The 15,421-nt window shown below is 72.9% G+C and carries 19 protein-coding genes; 10 read left to right on the top strand and 9 right to left on the bottom strand.

What is annotated here, in order from left to right:
- Window positions 1-10 precede the first annotated feature (10 nt).
- From ACZ7MX_RS20185 to ACZ7MX_RS20175, 3 genes are all read left to right on the top strand, one after another.
- Complete coding sequence (locus ACZ7MX_RS20185) at window positions 11-853, top strand: hypothetical protein (RefSeq protein ID WP_472133926.1); 843 nt, start codon at window positions 11-13, stop codon at window positions 851-853.
- Between the two features lie 70 nt (window positions 854-923).
- Entirely contained in the window at window positions 924-1,304 is a 381-nt protein-coding gene (locus ACZ7MX_RS20180) for a roadblock/LC7 domain-containing protein (protein ID WP_030810731.1), read from the top strand.
- A 76-nt stretch (window positions 1,305-1,380) separates the two neighbouring features.
- Window positions 1,381-1,755, top strand: coding sequence for a roadblock/LC7 domain-containing protein (locus tag ACZ7MX_RS20175; protein WP_472133924.1), 375 nt, complete (start codon window positions 1,381-1,383; stop codon window positions 1,753-1,755).
- Between the two features lie 3 nt (window positions 1,756-1,758).
- Here ACZ7MX_RS20175 and ACZ7MX_RS20170 read toward each other — a convergent pair whose 3' ends face one another.
- From ACZ7MX_RS20170 to ACZ7MX_RS20145, 6 genes are all read right to left on the bottom strand, one after another.
- Complete coding sequence (locus ACZ7MX_RS20170) at window positions 1,759-2,616, bottom strand: urease accessory protein UreD (protein ID WP_472133922.1); 858 nt, start codon at window positions 2,614-2,616, stop codon at window positions 1,759-1,761.
- Window positions 2,613-3,308 (bottom strand): urease accessory protein UreG, encoded by a 696-nt coding sequence (gene ureG / locus ACZ7MX_RS20165; protein ID WP_472133994.1) that lies wholly within the window; start codon window positions 3,306-3,308, stop codon window positions 2,613-2,615. Before ureG ends, ACZ7MX_RS20170 begins: the two co-directional genes overlap by 4 nt.
- Before the next feature lie 64 nt (window positions 3,309-3,372).
- Complete coding sequence (locus ACZ7MX_RS20160; RefSeq protein WP_472133920.1) at window positions 3,373-4,047, bottom strand: urease accessory protein UreF; 675 nt, start codon at window positions 4,045-4,047, stop codon at window positions 3,373-3,375.
- Window positions 4,048-4,091: 44 nt separating this feature from the next.
- Window positions 4,092-5,813, bottom strand: coding sequence for an urease subunit alpha (locus ACZ7MX_RS20155; RefSeq protein WP_472133918.1), 1,722 nt, complete (start codon window positions 5,811-5,813; stop codon window positions 4,092-4,094).
- Window positions 5,806-6,117, bottom strand: coding sequence for an urease subunit beta (locus ACZ7MX_RS20150; protein ID WP_472133992.1), 312 nt, complete (start codon window positions 6,115-6,117; stop codon window positions 5,806-5,808). Before ACZ7MX_RS20150 ends, ACZ7MX_RS20155 begins: the two co-directional genes overlap by 8 nt.
- 17 nt (window positions 6,118-6,134) lie before the next feature.
- A complete protein-coding gene (locus tag ACZ7MX_RS20145; RefSeq protein WP_362145338.1) occupies window positions 6,135-6,437 on the bottom strand; it encodes an urease subunit gamma in 303 nt (100 codons plus the stop codon).
- Between the two features lie 415 nt (window positions 6,438-6,852).
- Here ACZ7MX_RS20145 and ACZ7MX_RS20140 point away from each other — a divergent pair, with 415 nt between their 5' ends.
- Window positions 6,853-7,797 carry a M28 family metallopeptidase gene (locus ACZ7MX_RS20140; RefSeq protein ID WP_472133916.1) on the top strand — a complete coding sequence of 315 codons (945 nt, stop codon included), beginning with the start codon at window positions 6,853-6,855 and terminating at the stop codon, window positions 7,795-7,797.
- A 29-nt stretch (window positions 7,798-7,826) separates the two neighbouring features.
- Here the strand turns inward: ACZ7MX_RS20140 and ACZ7MX_RS20135 are convergent, their stop codons facing one another.
- Entirely contained in the window at window positions 7,827-8,141 is a 315-nt protein-coding gene (locus ACZ7MX_RS20135; RefSeq protein WP_472133914.1) for a type II toxin-antitoxin system Phd/YefM family antitoxin, read from the bottom strand.
- A 59-nt stretch (window positions 8,142-8,200) separates the two neighbouring features.
- On the opposite strand from ACZ7MX_RS20135, the gene ACZ7MX_RS20130 reads away from it, so the two are divergent.
- From ACZ7MX_RS20130 to ACZ7MX_RS20115, 4 genes are all read left to right on the top strand, one after another.
- Window positions 8,201-8,836 (top strand): ATP-dependent Clp protease proteolytic subunit, encoded by a 636-nt coding sequence (locus tag ACZ7MX_RS20130; RefSeq protein WP_472133912.1) that lies wholly within the window; start codon window positions 8,201-8,203, stop codon window positions 8,834-8,836.
- A 5-nt stretch (window positions 8,837-8,841) separates the two neighbouring features.
- Window positions 8,842-9,150 carry a hypothetical protein gene (locus ACZ7MX_RS20125; RefSeq protein WP_472133990.1) on the top strand — a complete coding sequence of 103 codons (309 nt, stop codon included), beginning with the start codon at window positions 8,842-8,844 and terminating at the stop codon, window positions 9,148-9,150.
- 485 nt (window positions 9,151-9,635) lie between these two features.
- The gene (locus ACZ7MX_RS20120) at window positions 9,636-10,109 is read left to right on the top strand and encodes a C40 family peptidase (RefSeq protein WP_472133910.1); all 474 of its coding nucleotides are present in this window, start codon (window positions 9,636-9,638) and stop codon (window positions 10,107-10,109) included.
- Between the two features lie 57 nt (window positions 10,110-10,166).
- Entirely contained in the window at window positions 10,167-10,814 is a 648-nt protein-coding gene (locus tag ACZ7MX_RS20115) for a GNAT family N-acetyltransferase (RefSeq protein ID WP_472133908.1), read from the top strand.
- A gap of 88 nt (window positions 10,815-10,902) precedes the next feature.
- Here ACZ7MX_RS20115 and ACZ7MX_RS20110 read toward each other — a convergent pair whose 3' ends face one another.
- Both ACZ7MX_RS20110 and ACZ7MX_RS20105 read right to left on the bottom strand, forming a co-directional pair.
- Window positions 10,903-11,331, bottom strand: a complete 429-nt coding sequence (locus ACZ7MX_RS20110; RefSeq protein WP_472133906.1) for an ATP-binding protein — start codon at window positions 11,329-11,331, stop codon at window positions 10,903-10,905.
- A gap of 238 nt (window positions 11,332-11,569) precedes the next feature.
- Window positions 11,570-12,778, bottom strand: coding sequence for an 8-amino-7-oxononanoate synthase (locus ACZ7MX_RS20105; protein WP_472133904.1), 1,209 nt, complete (start codon window positions 12,776-12,778; stop codon window positions 11,570-11,572).
- A gap of 154 nt (window positions 12,779-12,932) precedes the next feature.
- Between ACZ7MX_RS20105 and bioB the strand changes: the two genes are divergently transcribed.
- Together bioB and ACZ7MX_RS20095 are read left to right on the top strand one after the other, a co-directional pair.
- Window positions 12,933-14,084: a biotin synthase BioB gene (gene bioB, locus ACZ7MX_RS20100; protein ID WP_472133902.1), complete on the top strand. Its 1,152-nt coding sequence runs from the start codon at window positions 12,933-12,935 to the stop codon at window positions 14,082-14,084.
- The gene (locus ACZ7MX_RS20095; RefSeq protein ID WP_472133900.1) at window positions 14,077-15,381 is read left to right on the top strand and encodes an adenosylmethionine--8-amino-7-oxononanoate transaminase; all 1,305 of its coding nucleotides are present in this window, start codon (window positions 14,077-14,079) and stop codon (window positions 15,379-15,381) included. Before bioB ends, ACZ7MX_RS20095 begins: the two co-directional genes overlap by 8 nt.
- Window positions 15,382-15,421 lie beyond the last annotated feature (40 nt).

The following is a 15,421-nucleotide window of genomic DNA, read 5'->3' as shown; positions in this document are numbered from 1 at the left end:
GGAACCAGCCATGGGCCTGCCCCCGTCTCCCCCGCCCGGCCCGGCCGGGCTGCTCGACCGCTGTGCCGCCGCACGCGTCACCGGCGCGCTGCGGGGCCCGCACGGCTGTGTCTACCTGCGCGACGGTGCGGTCACCTGGGTCGAGGGGGCCGCGGCGCCCGGGATCGAGGTGCGGCTCAGCGCGGCGGGGAAGGTTCCGCCGCAGGGCTGGCGGTACGCGGTCGAGACCGCGGGGCCGGCGCGGCAGGGCGGCCGGTTCCTGGTCAGCGAGGGCTGGCTGACCCAGGGCGAGTTGGAGATCTGCCATCTCGCCGCCCTGCTCGACGCGGCGTTCTTCGCGCTGCCGCTGCCGCCGGAGACCACGTCCTTCACCCCCGGGACCGGGCACTGGCTGGGGGTCGTACGCCCGATCAGCGCGGGGGACCTCCAGCGGGCGACGGCCCGCCGCCGGGCGCTGCTGGACCGGCTGCGCCCCTGGGCGGCGGTCGACACCCAGCCCGTGGTGCCGGCCGGCCCCGGCGCTCCGGCCGGTACGACACCCCGGCAGCGACGGCTGCTCGCGTATGCCGACGGCCGGCACACCCCGTGCGAACTCGCCCGCGTGCTGGGCCAGTCCGCGTTCCTGACGCTGCTGGACATCCGCCGGCTGGCCGCGGCCGGTCTGGTCCGGATGCCGCCCGGCGGGCTCCCCCGCCGCCGGCCGGGCGCCGCACCGGCCGGGCATCCGCCACCCGGCGCCGGCGGATGCCGCACCCCCACCTGGCAACCACCGGTGCCGGAACTCCTCGACACCCGGGACCCGGACGTTGCCCTCCTTGTCCGACTGCGCACGGCGCTGGAGGAAAACCTGTGACCCCTTGCCCACGAAGACCGTGCACGGCATGAGGCGCGCCCTCGGAAGGCGGGCCGCGAAAAGGAGACTGATGACGATAGAACCCCGGATACGGGACGAACTGCTGACGCTGCGCGGTCAGGTGCGGCATTTCCACGGCGGCATGGTCGCGAGCGCGGACGGCATGGTGATCGCGCACGATCTGCCGGACATCGAGCCGGACGGGCTGGCCGCGCTGACCGCGGCGGCCATCGGGGTCGCCAAGCGGCTCACCGAGGCGACCGGGCAGGGCGCTTTCGAGGAGTCCTTGACCCGTGGCACCGACGGCTACATCGCCGCCTACTCGGCCGGCCGCCGTGCCGTGCTCACCGCCGTGACCGGCCCGGACACCAATGTGGGCCGGCTGCATCTGCAGGCCAGGAGGGCGGCCGAGCGCATCGGGGCGCTCGTCGACGCGGCCCCGCGCCGGTAGGCAGGCCCGCCGCCCGCCCCCCCTGATCCACCGCACACCGCAACATCTCCACCCATTCGAAAGGTCACCACCCCTCATGGCTCAGATGGAATCCGCCCTCTCCGACGCGATGTCGACCATCGAAGGCGCGATAGGCGTCGCCCTGGTCGACTACACCAGCGGCATGGCGCTGGCCACGCTCGGCGACAACCAGGCCCTGGACCTCAATATCGCCGCGGCCGGCAACACCGATGTCGTCCGCGCCAAGATGCGCACGATGGAGATGCTCGAACTCCAGGGCGCCATCGAGGACATGCTCATCACGCTGACCTCGCAGTACCACATCATCCGGCCGGTCACCGGCAAGAGCGGCAGCGGGCTCTTCCTCTACCTGGTGCTGGACCGCAAGCGCGCCAATCTGGCGCTGGCACGCCACCGACTGGCCCGGCTGGAGGCCGAACTGGAGGTGTGATCCTCAGCCGCCGAGCCCGCGCGCGGCCTCGTCCAGGAGGCGGCGCAGCCGTAGCCCGTCCGGGGCGACGGCCGTGGCCAGCGCGCCGGGACCGGCCAGCGGCGCCAGGACGCCCTGGGCGTCGGGCCGTTGGTCACCGGGCGGCCGGCCGCGGTGCGGCTGGTCACCGGTCGCGCCGAGCAGCCGCACCTCGGCCGGTGTGTCCTCGAACTCCGGTGTCACGACGAGGAGTTGGCCGACGGCCCGGTGGCCGCCCAGGACGGCCGAGGTGTCCCAGCCGGGGGCGCCGGGCCCGTAGGCGGTCTCCTGGTCGAGCAGGGTGTGTCCGGCGCGCCGGACGGTGAGCCGGCTGCGCAGGGCGCCGGTCGGTTCGCCGCTGCGGCCCAGGACCTGTTCCTCGCGGAGCACGAGCCGGGCGGTGGCGGCCAGTTCGACGGTCGTGGTCATCCGCAGGTCGCTGCCGGCGGCCGAGATCAGCGGCTCGGGCAGCCACTCCAGCCGGGCGCCCTCGCCCACCGTGAGGCGTACGTCGTAGTGGGCCGGCTCGCCGGTGCGGCCGGGCAGTGCGACGGTGGCCGCGGCGGCCGTGAGGTGCAGGGCGCTGCCGGCCTCGGCGGTGGCCTCGACGGCCAGCCGGTCACCGCCGAGCGGGGCGCTCATGGCGCCGACGACGCACACCCGGGCCGGGCCGCCGTGCCCGCGGAGCCGGCGCAGCGCGAACGGGCCGTCGCCGTCCAGGACGGGCAGCCGGGTGGTGCCGTCGGCACCGGCGCGGGCGACGATGCGGGCGGTGGCGCGCAGGCCGGCCGGGGACGGTGCGGCGGTCGCCGGTGCGGTCCGCGGAGGAAGGGCGAGCGTCATGCCGGGCCCGCGGTCCAGTCCGCCAGCCGGGCCCGGACCCAGTCCGACACGGGCCGCACGCCGTTCTCCGTCTTCAACGCGGTGAAGGCGACCGGGAGTTCGCCGCGCTGGGCCTTGGCGTCCCGGGCCATGCCGGCCAGGTCGACGCCGACGTACGGGGCGAGGTCGGTCTTGTTGATGACGAGCAGGTCGGCGGTGGTGACGCCGGGGCCGCCCTTGCGCGGGATGTCGTCGCCGCCCGCGACGTCGATGACGAAGATCTGGAAGTCGACCAGGCCCTTGGAGAAGGTCGCGGTGAGGTTGTCGCCGCCGGACTCGACCAGGATGAGGTCGAGCGGGCCGACGGTGTCCTCCAGGTCCTCGACGGCCTCCAGGTTGGCGGAGATGTCGTCGCGGATCGCGGTGTGCGGGCAGGCGCCGGTCTCCACCGCGGAGATCCGCTCGGCCGGCAGCACGGCCTCGCGGAGCAGGAAATCGGCGTCCTCGCGGGTGTAGATGTCGTTGGTGACCACGGCGAGGGACAGCTCGTCGCGCAGCGCGCGGCAGAGCGCGGCGACGGTGGCGGTCTTGCCGGTGCCGACCGGGCCGCCCAGGCCGATGCGCAGCGCCCGGCGGCGCCCGTCCGTCCGTACGGGTGCGGCGGCGCTGTAGGTGTGGCGTTCGGGGAAGGTCTCGTGGTGGTCGAGGTGCATGGTCACTCCGGTGGTTCGTACGGCCGCCGGGGGCGGCGCGGGTGCCGGCCGGGGCCGGGTGGGGTCAGGAGGCGAAGAGGCGGACCGGCCAGGCGGCGTGCGCTTCCGCGGTGATGTCGAGCAGCGGCGCGGACGCGGCGGGCAGCGCGTCGGCTCCTTCGGCGGCGACCCGCTGCCCGGCCGCGGCGCCCTGTTCGGCGACGTGGTCGACGTCCGGGGCCAGGTGGGCGAGCACCGCGGTCGCGTCGAACGGGTCCAGGCTGAGCAGGCGGACGGCGGCGGTGGCCGGGCCGCTGAGGCTCTCGTAGGCCACGGCGTACGCCGCGTCCTGCGGCGACAGTCCGGCGGACCGGGCGGCCAGGCCCAGGACGACGGGCTGGTGGGCGCCGCGCGGCCGGGCCGCGGCGAGCGCGTCGAGTGCGGGGTCCGGCCAGGTGGCGCGGGCCGCCCGCATCATCTGCCGGCCGAGCCGCCGGGCCACCTGCCGGAGTGCCGGTACGGGCGTGCGGGCGTCGGCGGCGTCGTCCAGGAGGAGCGGGTCGCAGCCGGCCGCGGCCGCCGCGGCGAGCGCGGCGGCGACCAGGCCCGCGGTGTGCAGCCGGCCCCGGCAGAAGCTCTCCAGGGTGGCGGCGTCCTTGATGCGCCCCGCGGCGACGGCCGGTTCGGCGCCGCCCGAGTGGGCGTGCCCTCCGGCGGGGAACCGGCCGTCGGCGAGGACGAGCAGCGCGGCGCGGCTCATCGGTGGTCCGTGGTGGTGTTCATCGGGATCTTCCTCATGGCGGGTCAGAAGAGGAAGTACCGCTGGGCCATGGGGAGTTCGGCGGCCGGGTGGGGTTCGACCACCTCGCCGTCGATGGTGACCGTGAAGGTGTCGGGGTCGACGTGGACCCGCGGCAGGGCGTCGTTGTTGCGCATGTCCGCCTTGGTGACGCCGCGGGTGGAGCGGATCGCCTGGTACGCCTTGGCCAGCGGCAGGCGCCCGGGGAGGTCGTCCTCCAGGGCCTGCGGGGAGACGAAGTTGACCGAGTTGCTGCCGGGGGCCTTGCCGGTGGCGCCGAACATCGGGCGGGGCAGGACCGGCTGCGGGGTGGGGATGGAGGCGTTGGCGTCGCCCATCTGCGCGTACGCGATCTGCCCGCCCTTGATGACCAGTTGGGGCTTGACGCCGAAGAACGCCGGGTCCCACAGGACGAGGTCGGCGAGCTTGCCGTCCTCGACGGAGCCGACGAGGTGGTCGATGCCCTGGGCGAGGGCCGCGTTGATGGTGTACTTCGCGACGTAGCGGCGGGCCCGGTGGTTGTCCGCGCCGCCGTCGCCGGCCAGGGCGCCGCGGCGCCGCTTCATCACGTGCGCGGTCTGCCAGGTGCGCAGCACGACCTCGCCGATCCGGCCCATGGCCTGGGCGTCGGAGGCCATGATCGAGATGGCACCGAGGTCGTGCAGGATGTCCTCGGCGGCGATGGTGGAGGGCCGGATCCGGGACTCGGCGAACGCCAGGTCCTCGGGGACGGCCGGGTTGAGGTGGTGGCAGACCATCAGCATGTCGAGGTGTTCCTCGACGGTGTTGACGGTGTGCGGCCGCGTGGGGTTGGTGGACGCGGGCAGCACGTTCGGCTCGGAGACCATGGCGATCATGTCGGGGGCGTGGCCGCCGCCGGCGCCCTCGACGTGGAACGCATGGAGGGAGCGGCCGGCGATGGCGGCGAGGGTGTCGCCGAGGAAGCCGGCCTCGTTCAGGGTGTCCGTGTGGATCGCGAGCTGGGCGCCGCTCTCCTCGCAGACGGTCAGGCAGGCGTCGATGACGGCGGGGGTGGCGCCCCAGTCCTCGTGGATCTTGAAGCCGAGGACGCCGGCCCGCAGCTGGTCGCGCATCGAGGCGAGGGAGGTGGTGTTGCCCTTGCCGAGCAGTCCGACGTTGACCGGGAAGGAGTCCATCGACTCCAGCAGCCGGGCGATGTGCCAGGCGCCGGGGGTGATGGTGGTGGCCTTGCTGCCCTCGGCCGGTCCGGTGCCGCCGCCGATGAGCGTGGTCACGCCGGAGGCGAGCGCCTCGTCCGCCTGCTGGGGGCAGATGAAGTGGACGTGGGTGTCGATGCCGCCGGCGGTGAGGATCTTGCCGTTGCCGGCGATGATCTCGGTCTCGGGGCCGATGACCAGGTCGGGGTGGACGCCGTCCATGGTGTCGGGGTTGCCGGCCTTGCCGAGGGCGGTGATCCGGCCGTCGCGGATGCCGACGTCGGCCTTGACGACGCCCCAGTGGTCGAGGACCACGGCACCGGTGATCACGGTGTCCGGGGCGCCCTCGGCGCGGGTGGTGCGGGACTGGCCCATCGACTCGCGGATGACCTTGCCGCCGCCGAAGACCGCCTCGTCGCCGGCCCGGCCGGGTCCGCCGGAGCGGTCCTCGGTGATCTCGATGACCAGGTCGGTGTCGGCGAGCCGGATCCGGTCGCCGGTGGTCGGGCCGAAGAGGTCGGCGTAGGCCTGACGGGTCAGCTCAGCCATCGAGGGTGCCTCCGGTCCGACCGCGCAGCCCCGGCACGATCCGCTTGCCCGCGAGGGGGACCAGCTCGACCTCGGTGGGGATGCCGGGCTCGAAGCGCACGGCGGAGCCGGCCGGGACGTTCAGCCGCTTGCCGTGCGCGGCCGCGCGGTCGAAGTCGAGACCGGGGTTGGCCTCGGCGAAGTGGTAGTGGGAGCCGACCTGGACGGGGCGGTCGGCGGCGTTGAGGACGGTCATGCGCGTGCGGGGGAGTCCTTCGTTGAGGCGTACCGGCTCGTCGGCGTGGAGGATCTGTCCCGGGATCATCGTCTGCTCTCCCACGGTCAGTTGATGGGTTCGTGGACGGTGACGAGCTTGGTGCCGTCGGGGAAGGTGGCCTCGACCTGAACGTCGTGGATCATCTCGGGCACGCCCTCCATCACCTCGTCACGGGTGAGGACCTTGCGGCCGGAGGACATCAGCTCGGCGACGGTACGGCCGTCCCGGGCGCCTTCGAGGATGTGCACGGTCAGCAGCGCGATCGACTCGGGGTGGTTGAGCCGCAACCCTCGGGCACGGCGCTTTTCGGCCACGTCTGCCGCCACATGAATCATCAAGCGTTCTTGTTCATGCGGGGTCAGTTGCATACCTTCCACCTCACTGTCTTCCCGCCCGGGCATTTGCCCAGGTCACAGGCGTGGGCACACCCGTATCGGTAGATGTATCACGCAGTAATTAAAGGGGGAGCAAACCGACTTCCAGCACTTGGCCATCCAGAGCCCCATCGGGGCAGGCTAGTTCGGCCGGATTTCGGCGGCGTAACGGCGCATGACGCGGAGGTATCGCAGCACATCGCTGGCGCATTCCTTACGCCGACGGGGCCCCCGCTCACCGATACAGACGAACCCCGGAAGCGCCGATCGCGACATACCGGGCGCACTCCGCTCTGCGAACTCCGTTGTCCGATATGCGCTCTTGACGATCTCTCAAGTGATCGCAATTCTCATGTGCGCGTCAAAACGCTCCGCACCATCCCCCCACACCTGTATCGGAGCCTTCACTGTGACCCGTTCTGCACGAATACGCCGGGCCGCGCTGGCCACCGGCTGCGTCACCGCCCTGGCCGCCACCCTCTTCACCGCGGCCGGCGCCCACGCCGACCCCGCACCGGCGGCCGCCCCGGACATCGACGTCAAGGCCGTCAAGGCCGACCTGGACCAGCTCCAGTCCATCGCCGACGCCAACGGCGGCAACCGCGCCCACGGCAAGCCCGGCCACAAGGCGTCCATCGACTTCCTCAAGGGCAAGCTGGACCAGGCCGGATTCAAGACCCAGGTCCAGGAGTTCGACAACAACGGCGCCACCGGCTACAACCTCGTCGCCGACTGGCCGGGCGGCGACGAGAGCAAGACCGTCATGGCCGGCGCCCACGTGGACTCGGTCGACGCCGGTCCCGGCATCAACGACAACGGTTCCGGCTCGGCCGGCATCCTCGAAGTCGCGCTCGCCGTCGCCAAGTCCGGCCTCAAGCCCACCCACCACCTCCGGTTCGCCTGGTTCGGCGACGAGGAGGACGGCATGGTCGGCTCGCAGTCCTACGTCAAGAAGCTCGGCGCCGACACCAAGAAGATCGACGCGTACCTGAACTTCGACATGATCGGGTCGCCGAACCCGGGCTACTTCGTCTACGACGACGACGCGCGCCTGGAGAAGGTCTTCAAGGACTGGTTCGCCGCGAAGAACATCGCCACCGAGAAGGAGACCGAGGGCGACGGGCGCTCGGACCACGCCTCCTTCAAGGACGCCGGCGTCGCGGTCGGCGGGCTCTTCTCGGGCGCGGACTACAAGAAGACCGAGAAGCAGGCGAAGGACTGGGGCGGCGAGGCGGGCAAGGCGTTCGACGCCTGCTACCACCAGTCCTGCGACACCTCGAAGAACATCGACGAGAAGGCGCTGGACACCAACACGGACGCCATCGCCGCCGCGATCTGGCAGCTCAGCTCCTGACTCCTCTCCCGGTCAGCCCACGCTGACCGTCATCTCTCGCGACCCGGTCGCCGGTCCCCGGCGGCCGGGTCGCGGTGTTCCGCGGCGATGCCGAAGCGCCGCCGTTCGCCCGGAGCGGACGACAGGGGCCGGACGGCAGAGACCGTGCTGATCACCTGCTCGTCCTCCGCGCTCTGCTCGCGCCGCCCCAGCTCTTCGAGAAGCTGCAGGTCAGCGGCGGAAACCAGCGCCACGAGCGGCTTGCCGTGGCGGGTGACGACCACCCGCTCGCCGCCGTAGACGACGCGGTTGATCAGATCCGCCAGCTCCGCCCGGGCTTGCGTCACCGGAATTTCGTAGGCCATGCTCCCATTCTAACGGGATGTACATCCTGTACATTTTCTACAGACGAAAGGGGCAGACCATGCTGCGACCGACGGCCCGCTACGTCCTTCCGGAGTTCACCGAGCGCACCACACAGGGGACGGTGACGATGGACCCGTACTCCAAGCTGCTCAGCGAGCGGATCATCTTTCTGGGAACCCCGATCGACGACACCGCCGCCAACGACGTCATGGCGCAGCTGATCCACCTCGAACACGCCGCGCCCGAGCGGGACATCTCGCTCTACATCAACTCCCCCGGCGGCTCGGTCACCGCGATGACCGCGATCTACGACACGATGCGCTTCGTGTCGTGCGACGTGGAGACCGTCTGCCTGGGGCAGGCCGCGTCCTCCGCCGCGGTGCTGCTGGCCGCCGGTGCCCCCGGCAAGCGGCTGGCGCTCCCGGGCGCCCGGGTGCTGATCCACCAGCCGTCGGTGAGCGAACCGTTCGAGGGCCAGGCCACCGACCTCTACATCCAGGCGCAGGAACTGCTGCGCAGCCGCGCCATGCTGGAGGAGATGCTGGCGCTGCACACCGGCCAGCCCCGCGAGCGGATCGCCGCGGACATCGAGCGGGACAAGATCTTCGACGCCCCCGCCGCGCAGGCGTACGGCCTGATCGACGGGCTCACCCGCAACCGCAAGCAGTCGGCCGACCAGCGCGTCGGGCGGTGAGCCCGATGTGGCCGCCGGAGACCCCGCCGCTGCCCGCCCTGACCCGCGCCGAGGGGCAGCTGATCGACTGCTATCTGGAGGCGCTCGACCTGCTGGGCCGGATCAACCCGGCCCGCGGCGACGGCACCTACCGCGCCCTGCGCGCCGCCCAGGCCCTGGTGGGCAAGGCCGCCGAACTGCGGGACGCGCTGACGCTGATGCACAACCGGGGCGAGCACGAGCTGCACGGCGAGACGCTGGCCCGGGCGCTGCGGGAGCTGGACGGGGAACGCCGGTCCGGATACGTGAGGGTGCCGCCGGCCCGGGAACCGTGATCCGACACGCGCGTCCGCGCTGCCCGGACGGCGTAGCGTCCGCACGTGCGGTAAGGGGGCGACGAATTGCGCGGGACACCGGAATTACTGCGGTTGCCGATGTTTCGCCCCAGGTCCGGGGGGTGCCGGAGGAGACCCTCAAGCCCGCAACGGGGCAAATCCCACCATTCGGCGCAACTGTGGCGCATGTCACATTCGGCATTTTCAACTCGGAATTCGGGTGGCGGGTGCGTGAGGATCCCTTCGACGACAAGACCCCGCCACAGCGACGGGGCGGTCCGGCCGGGCGCCTAATCCCGCCGCCGTGCCGGATGTCCGGTCGATGCGTGTGGATCGGCGGGAGCGGAGGACCCGAGCAGTACGGGGTCCGGGGCCCGCACGGCCCGACGGACTCCTTGGGGTGAAGCCGTGGAAGCGGCCGGGCATCTTCGCCTGCCCGAACCCGACAGGTCTTCCTTCGCAGGCGGCTGACGAAGGGTTTGCGCATGACCGTGCGCACGCATACGCCGCATCTGCTGGCCCGCGCCGGCGCCGTGTCCGCACTGGCACTGGCCACGCTCGGCGGGACCACGCTCGCCCCGGGAACCACCCCCGACGCCCAGGCCGCGACCGTCTCCGCACATGCGCTGCAGATCGCGGCCTCCAAGCGGGGCTCGCCCTACCAGTACGGGGCCATGGGGCCGTACCGCTTCGACTGTTCGGGCCTGACCGTGTACTCGTTCAAGCGCGCCGGCCGGGAACTGCCGCGGACCGCCGCGCAGCAGTACGGCCGCACCCTGCACATCCCGGCCGCCGCCCGGAAACGCGGGGACCTGGTCTTCTTCCACTCGCGCAACGGCATCTACCACGTCGGCATCTACGCCGGGCACGGCCGGATGTGGCATGCGCCCAAGGCCGGCAGCGTGGTGCGGCTGGAGAGGATCTGGAGCCGCACGGTCTCGTACGGAAGAGTGCGCTGACCTGCGGCGACGCCAGGCACCCGGTGAAGTGTCGGTGGCTCCCGGTAACTTGACGGGGTGACCTCGGAACTGAGCAAGGTGCTGACGGCCGCGGCGCGGGGCAGCTTCCCGCCCGCGGACGGTTCGGTGACGGTGCTGCCCCAGCCGTCCCCGCGGGACGTCGGCGTGGTGGCGTTCACCTGCCATGCCGTGGTGTTCGCGGACGTGGAGCCGTCCTGGGTGCACAACCGGATAGCCCCCGGCGACCTCGCCGGACCGCTCAGCCCGCCGTTCCTCACCGCGCTCGGCGAGCGGACCGGCCGCGAGGCCAACAACATCGACCTGGCCACGGTCGCCGAGGCGCTGCCCGGGCCGCCGCCGCTGGAGCTGGTGGCGACCACGGACCGCAGCCATCCGCGGATCGTACGGGCGCTGCGCCACCGCGACGAGGTGCGGGTCTGGACGACCGGGGACGGCGGGACGCTGGTCATCGGCCGGGGCGTGGCCGGCCGCTGGGAGCTGGCGGTGGAGGTCGAGGGCGCCGGCCAGGGCCGCGGCCTCGGCCGCCGGCTGGCGCACGCCGCCCGCCATCTCATACCGGCGGGCGAACGGCTCTGGGCCCAGGCCGCCCCCGGCAACGCCCGCAGCGTCCGCGCCCTGCTGGCCGCGGGGTTCGTACCGGTGGGCGCGGAGGTGCTGATGGTGCCGGTCGGCGGGCGGGGCTGAGCAGAAGCCGCTGCCCCCGTGCCGTGACGGCGGCCCTCCGTGACAGCGGCTTTCCCGTGACGGCGGCCCTCCGTGACGGCCGCGTCGTTCAGCCGATCGCGACCCGCCAGGGCAGGCTGATCCACACGGTCTTGCCGCCCGTGGCGGTCGGGGCGACAAAGAGCCGGCCGCCGGCCTCCGCGGCGAGGAAGCGGATGATGACCAGCCCCCGGCCGTTGTCCTGCTGGACCGCGGCGGGCAGCCGGCGCGGGCGGCGCGGATGACTGTCGGTGACCCCGACGCGCAGCTCCTCGTCGCGGTCCAGGCGGAGTTCGAGGGTGAAGGTCGGGGACTGGCCGAAGGTGTGCTGGACGGCGTTGGTGGCGAGTTCCGAGACGATCAGGCGGACCGCGTCGGCGGTGGTGGAACCGGCGGGCAGACCCCATTCGGTGAGCACTGCGAGGGCGTGTGCGCGGGCGAGGCGGACCGATTCCGGGGCGCTCGGCAGGGTGAGTGCGGATTCCTGGTGGTCTGCCATCGCGACGCCGTCCCTTTCCCACCGAGACCGGCTCCGGTCCGCTGACCGGGGCGCCGGCGTGCCGCTCGGGTCAACGATTCGGCCTCGGGCTTCTGCTGGAGCGCCAGACTGCCACCCGTGCCCCCGGTGTGGTGCTCGATCCAGCAACATATACAGATATCTATCGCTCGATGCGGTGAACTCTGCGACGGGAGACCGGATGTGGGAGGCCGTGCCGGTCACCCACCGTGACCGGGGATCAGGTCATCGGCGGCGCGGTGGCGACGATCGTGTCCACCGCCCGATCGACCTGACCAGCCGTCAGGTCCGCGCGGGCGGTGAGCCGCAGCCGGGAGATCCCGTCCGGAACGGACGGCGGGCGGAAGCACCCGACCGCGAGGCCGGCCGTGCGGCAGTCGGCGGCCCAGCGGACCGCGGCCTTGGGCGAGGGCGCGCGGACGGACACCACCGCGGCGTCCGGCCGTACCGCCGTCAGGCCGGCCGCGGTCAGCCGGCGGTGCAGTTCACGGGCGACCTCCCCGGCCCGGGCGGCGCGCTCGGGTTCGCGGCCGATCAGCCGCAGCGCGGCCAGCGCGCCGCCGGTCGCGGCGGGGGCCAGCCCGGTGTCGAAGATGAACGTCCGGGCGGTGTTGACCAGGTGCTCGATGACCCGGGCCGGGCCGAGCACCGCGCCGCCCTGGGAGCCGAGCGACTTGGAGAGCGTCACGGTGGCGACCACGTCGGCGTCCCCGGCCAGTCCGGCCGCCGCGAGCGCCCCCCGGCCGCCGTCGCCGAGGACCCCCAGGCCATGGGCGTCGTCGACGAGCAGCGCGGCGCCGTGCGACCGGCAGGCGGCGGCCAGTGCGGGCAGCGGTGCGGCGTCGCCGTCGACCGAGAACACCGAGTCGGTGACCACCAGCGCCCGCCCGCTGTGGCCGGCCAGAGTCCTGCGTACGGCTTCGGGGTCGGCGTGCGGGGCGACCTCGGTGCGGGCCCGGGAGAGCCGGCAGCCGTCGATGAGGGAGGCGTGGTTGCCGGCGTCGGAGACGACCAGGGTGCCGGGTGCGGTCAGCGCGGTGACCGCGGCCAGATTCGCGGCGTATCCGGACGACAGCACCAGAGCTGCCTCGAAGCCGCAGAACGCGGCGAGTTCCGCCTCCAGCCGGGCGTGGAGTTCGGTGCTGCCGGAGACCAGCCGGGAGCCGGTGGCGCCGGCGCCCCAGAGCTGCGCGGCCCCGGCCGCGGCGTGGGTGACCTCCGGATGCCGGGAGAGTCCGAGATAGTCGTTTCCGGCAAGGTCGAGCAGCGGGCAGTCGGCCGGGCGGGGGCGCAGTGCGCGGACCAGGCCGGCACGTCGGCGTTCGGCGCGGGCGGTGTCGAGCCAGTCGAAGGCCGAGCGGGGGGCGGGTCCGGCGGCGGGCGGGGGCGCGGTGTCGCGCTGCGGCGGCGCGGCGGAGTCCTGCGGCATCGGCGTCCTTCGTCGGGGGCTCGATTGTGGGCTGTCGATAGACGTTAGCGGTCGTTCCGCACGGTCACGGTGTGGCGATACACACACCCCGATCGACGCGCGTTGTGGGAATCCTCCTTGGCCGGGGGCGGGGGCGTAGGACAGGATCATCGCCATGGACCTGCTGAACACACTGGTGGACAAGGGACTGCGGCGCGAGTTGCCGACCCGTGAAGAGGCGCTGGCCGTGCTGGCGACTTCCGATGACGAACTGCTCGACGTCGTGGCCGCGGCCGGAAAGGTGCGCCGCCAGTGGTTCGGGCGGCGGGTCAAGCTCAACTACCTCGTCAACCTCAAGTCGGGCCTGTGCCCGGAGGACTGCTCGTACTGCTCGCAGCGGCTGGGGTCGAAGGCCGAGATCCTCAAGTACACCTGGCTGAAGCCCGATGACGCCTCCAAGGCGGCCGCCGCCGGGGTGGCCGGCGGCGCCAAGCGGGTGTGCCTGGTGGCCAGCGGCCGCGGCCCGACGGACAAGGACGTGGACCGGGTCTCGCAGACCATCTCCGCGATCAAGGAGCAGAACGAGGGCGTGGAGGTGTGCGCCTGTCTGGGGCTGCTCTCCGACGGCCAGGCCGAGCGGCTGCGCGCGGCGGGTGCCGATGCCTACAACCACAACCTCAACACCTCGGAAGCCACCTACGGCGACATCTGCACCACGCATGACTTCTCCGACCGGGTCTCCACCGTCCAGCAGGCCCAGGCCGCGGGCATGTCCGCCTGCTCCGGGCTGATCGCCGGTATGGGTGAGAGCGACGCCGACCTCGTCGACGTGGTGTTCGCACTGCGTGAGCTCGACCCGGACTCGGTGCCGGTCAACTTCCTGATCCCGTTCGAGGGCACCCCGCTCGCCAAGGAGTGGAACCTCACCCCGCAGCGTGCGCTGCGCATCCTGGCGATGGTGCGGTTCGTCTGCCCGGACATCGAGGTGCGGCTGGCCGGCGGCCGCGAGGTGCACCTGCGCAGTCTGCAGCCGCTGGCCCTGCACCTGGTCAACTCCATCTTCCTGGGCGACTACCTGACCAGCGAGGGGCAGGCCGGCAAGGACGACCTGGCGATGATCGAGGACGCCGGCTTCGAGGTGGAGGGCTCGGACACCACGACGCTGCCCGAGCACCGCCGGCCGTGCGGCGGGACGGCGGCCGCGGCCCCCGGGACGGACGCCGAGGCGCCCGCCGCCACGGTCCCCGCCCCGTCCGACGAGGCCCGCCGCGATCTGGTGTCGGTGCGCCGCCGCGGCGCCGGTACCGACCTCCCGCCCAATGCCTGAGCCGCTCGGCCCCCGCGAACTGCTCGCCCTGGACCGGCAGCACGTCTGGCACCCGTACGGGCCGATGCCCGGCACCGCCGCGCCGCTGCTGGTCGAGTCGGCCTCCGGCGTCCGGCTGCGGCTGGCCGAACCGGCCGAGGGGCACGACGAGTTGGTGGACGGGATGTCCTCCTGGTGGTCGGCGGTGCACGGCTACAACCACCCGGTGCTCAACGACGCCGCCCGCGGCCAGCTGGAGCGGATGAGCCATGTGATGTTCGGCGGGCTCACCCACGAGCCCGCGGTGCGGCTGGTCAAGCGGCTGGTCGACATCACGCCGGAGCCGCTGCAGCACGTCTTCCTCGCCGACTCCGGTTCGGTGTCGGTCGAGGTCGCCGTGAAGATGTGCCTGCAGTACTGGCGTTCCCTGGGAAAGCCCCGCAAACAGCGGCTGCTGACCTGGCGCGGCGGCTACCACGGCGACACCTGGCAGCCGATGTCGGTGTGCGATCCGGACGGCGGGATGCACGAGCTGTGGCAGGGGGTGCTGCCGCGGCAGGTCTTCGCGGACACCCCGCCGCCCGGTTTCGACGCCCCGGCCGACCCGGCGTACGCGGACCAGCTGCGCGAGCTGATCGGCCGGCACGCCGACGAGCTGGCGGCGGTGATCGTCGAGCCGGTGGTGCAGGGCGCGGGCGGGATGTCGTTCCACTCCCCCGAGTACCTCCGGGTGCTGCGGGAGGCCTGCGACGCGCACGACGTGCTGCTGGTGTTCGACGAGATCGCCACCGGCTTCGGCCGTACCGGTGCGCTCTTCGCCGCCGGGCACGCGGGCGTGGCGCCCGATGTGATGTGCCTCGGCAAGGCGCTGACCGGCGGTTATCTGACGCTGGCCGCGACGCTGTGCACCACGGCGGTGGCGGACGGGATCTCCCGCGGCGAACTGCCGGTGCTGGCACACGGTCCGACGTTCATGGGCAACCCGCTGGCCGCCGCGGTCGCCGACGCCTCGATCGAGCTGCTGCTGTCGCAGGACTGGGCGCAGGAGGTCAAGCGCATCGAGGCCGGACTGCGGGCCGGGCTGGCGCCCGCCGCGGACCTCCCCGGAGTGCGCGACGTCCGGGTGCTCGGCGCGATCGGCGTGGTGCAGCTCGACCACGCGGTGGACATGGCGGCCGCGACCCGGGCGGCCGTCGGTGCGGGTGTCTGGCTGCGGCCGTTCCGGGATCTGATCTACACGATGCCGCCGTACATCACCGGTGACGCCGACGTGGCGCGGATCTGCGCCGCGGTGTGCGCCGCGGCGCGCGAGGGCTGAGGACCGGGAATCCGGGACCATCCGAACGACACGGCCTTCG

This window comes from Streptomyces sp. NPDC107765, from assembly GCF_055657085.1.
This window is presented reverse-complemented; position numbering and strand designations above follow the sequence as displayed.

Bases quoted from the DNA above. Each gene is read 5' to 3' on its own strand.
- ureG (WP_472133994.1), bottom strand. From the start codon at position 3,308: ATGCACCTCGACCACCACGAGACCTTCCCCGAACGCCACACCTACAGC.
- ACZ7MX_RS20110 (WP_472133906.1), bottom strand. From the start codon at position 11,331: ATGGCAGACCACCAGGAATCCGCACTCACCCTGCCGAGCGCCCCGGAA.
- ACZ7MX_RS20170 (WP_472133922.1), bottom strand. From the start codon at position 2,616: ATGACGCTCGCCCTTCCTCCGCGGACCGCACCGGCGACCGCCGCACCG.
- ACZ7MX_RS20120 (WP_472133910.1), top strand. From the start codon at position 9,636: ATGACCGTGCGCACGCATACGCCGCATCTGCTGGCCCGCGCCGGCGCC.
- ACZ7MX_RS20155 (WP_472133918.1), bottom strand. From the start codon at position 5,813: ATGGCTGAGCTGACCCGTCAGGCCTACGCCGACCTCTTCGGCCCGACC.
- ACZ7MX_RS20125 (WP_472133990.1), top strand. From the start codon at position 8,842: ATGTGGCCGCCGGAGACCCCGCCGCTGCCCGCCCTGACCCGCGCCGAG.
- ACZ7MX_RS20135 (WP_472133914.1), bottom strand. From the start codon at position 8,141: ATGGCCTACGAAATTCCGGTGACGCAAGCCCGGGCGGAGCTGGCGGAT.
- bioB (WP_472133902.1), top strand. From the start codon at position 12,933: ATGGACCTGCTGAACACACTGGTGGACAAGGGACTGCGGCGCGAGTTG.
- ACZ7MX_RS20180 (WP_030810731.1), top strand. From the start codon at position 924: ATGACGATAGAACCCCGGATACGGGACGAACTGCTGACGCTGCGCGGT.
- ACZ7MX_RS20175 (WP_472133924.1), top strand. From the start codon at position 1,381: ATGGCTCAGATGGAATCCGCCCTCTCCGACGCGATGTCGACCATCGAA.
- ACZ7MX_RS20130 (WP_472133912.1), top strand. From the start codon at position 8,201: ATGCTGCGACCGACGGCCCGCTACGTCCTTCCGGAGTTCACCGAGCGC.
- ACZ7MX_RS20150 (WP_472133992.1), bottom strand. From the start codon at position 6,117: ATGATCCCGGGACAGATCCTCCACGCCGACGAGCCGGTACGCCTCAAC.
- ACZ7MX_RS20145 (WP_362145338.1), bottom strand. From the start codon at position 6,437: ATGCAACTGACCCCGCATGAACAAGAACGCTTGATGATTCATGTGGCG.
- ACZ7MX_RS20185 (WP_472133926.1), top strand. From the start codon at position 11: ATGGGCCTGCCCCCGTCTCCCCCGCCCGGCCCGGCCGGGCTGCTCGAC.
- ACZ7MX_RS20105 (WP_472133904.1), bottom strand. From the start codon at position 12,778: ATGCCGCAGGACTCCGCCGCGCCGCCGCAGCGCGACACCGCGCCCCCG.
- ACZ7MX_RS20095 (WP_472133900.1), top strand. From the start codon at position 14,077: ATGCCTGAGCCGCTCGGCCCCCGCGAACTGCTCGCCCTGGACCGGCAG.
- ACZ7MX_RS20160 (WP_472133920.1), bottom strand. From the start codon at position 4,047: ATGAGCCGCGCCGCGCTGCTCGTCCTCGCCGACGGCCGGTTCCCCGCC.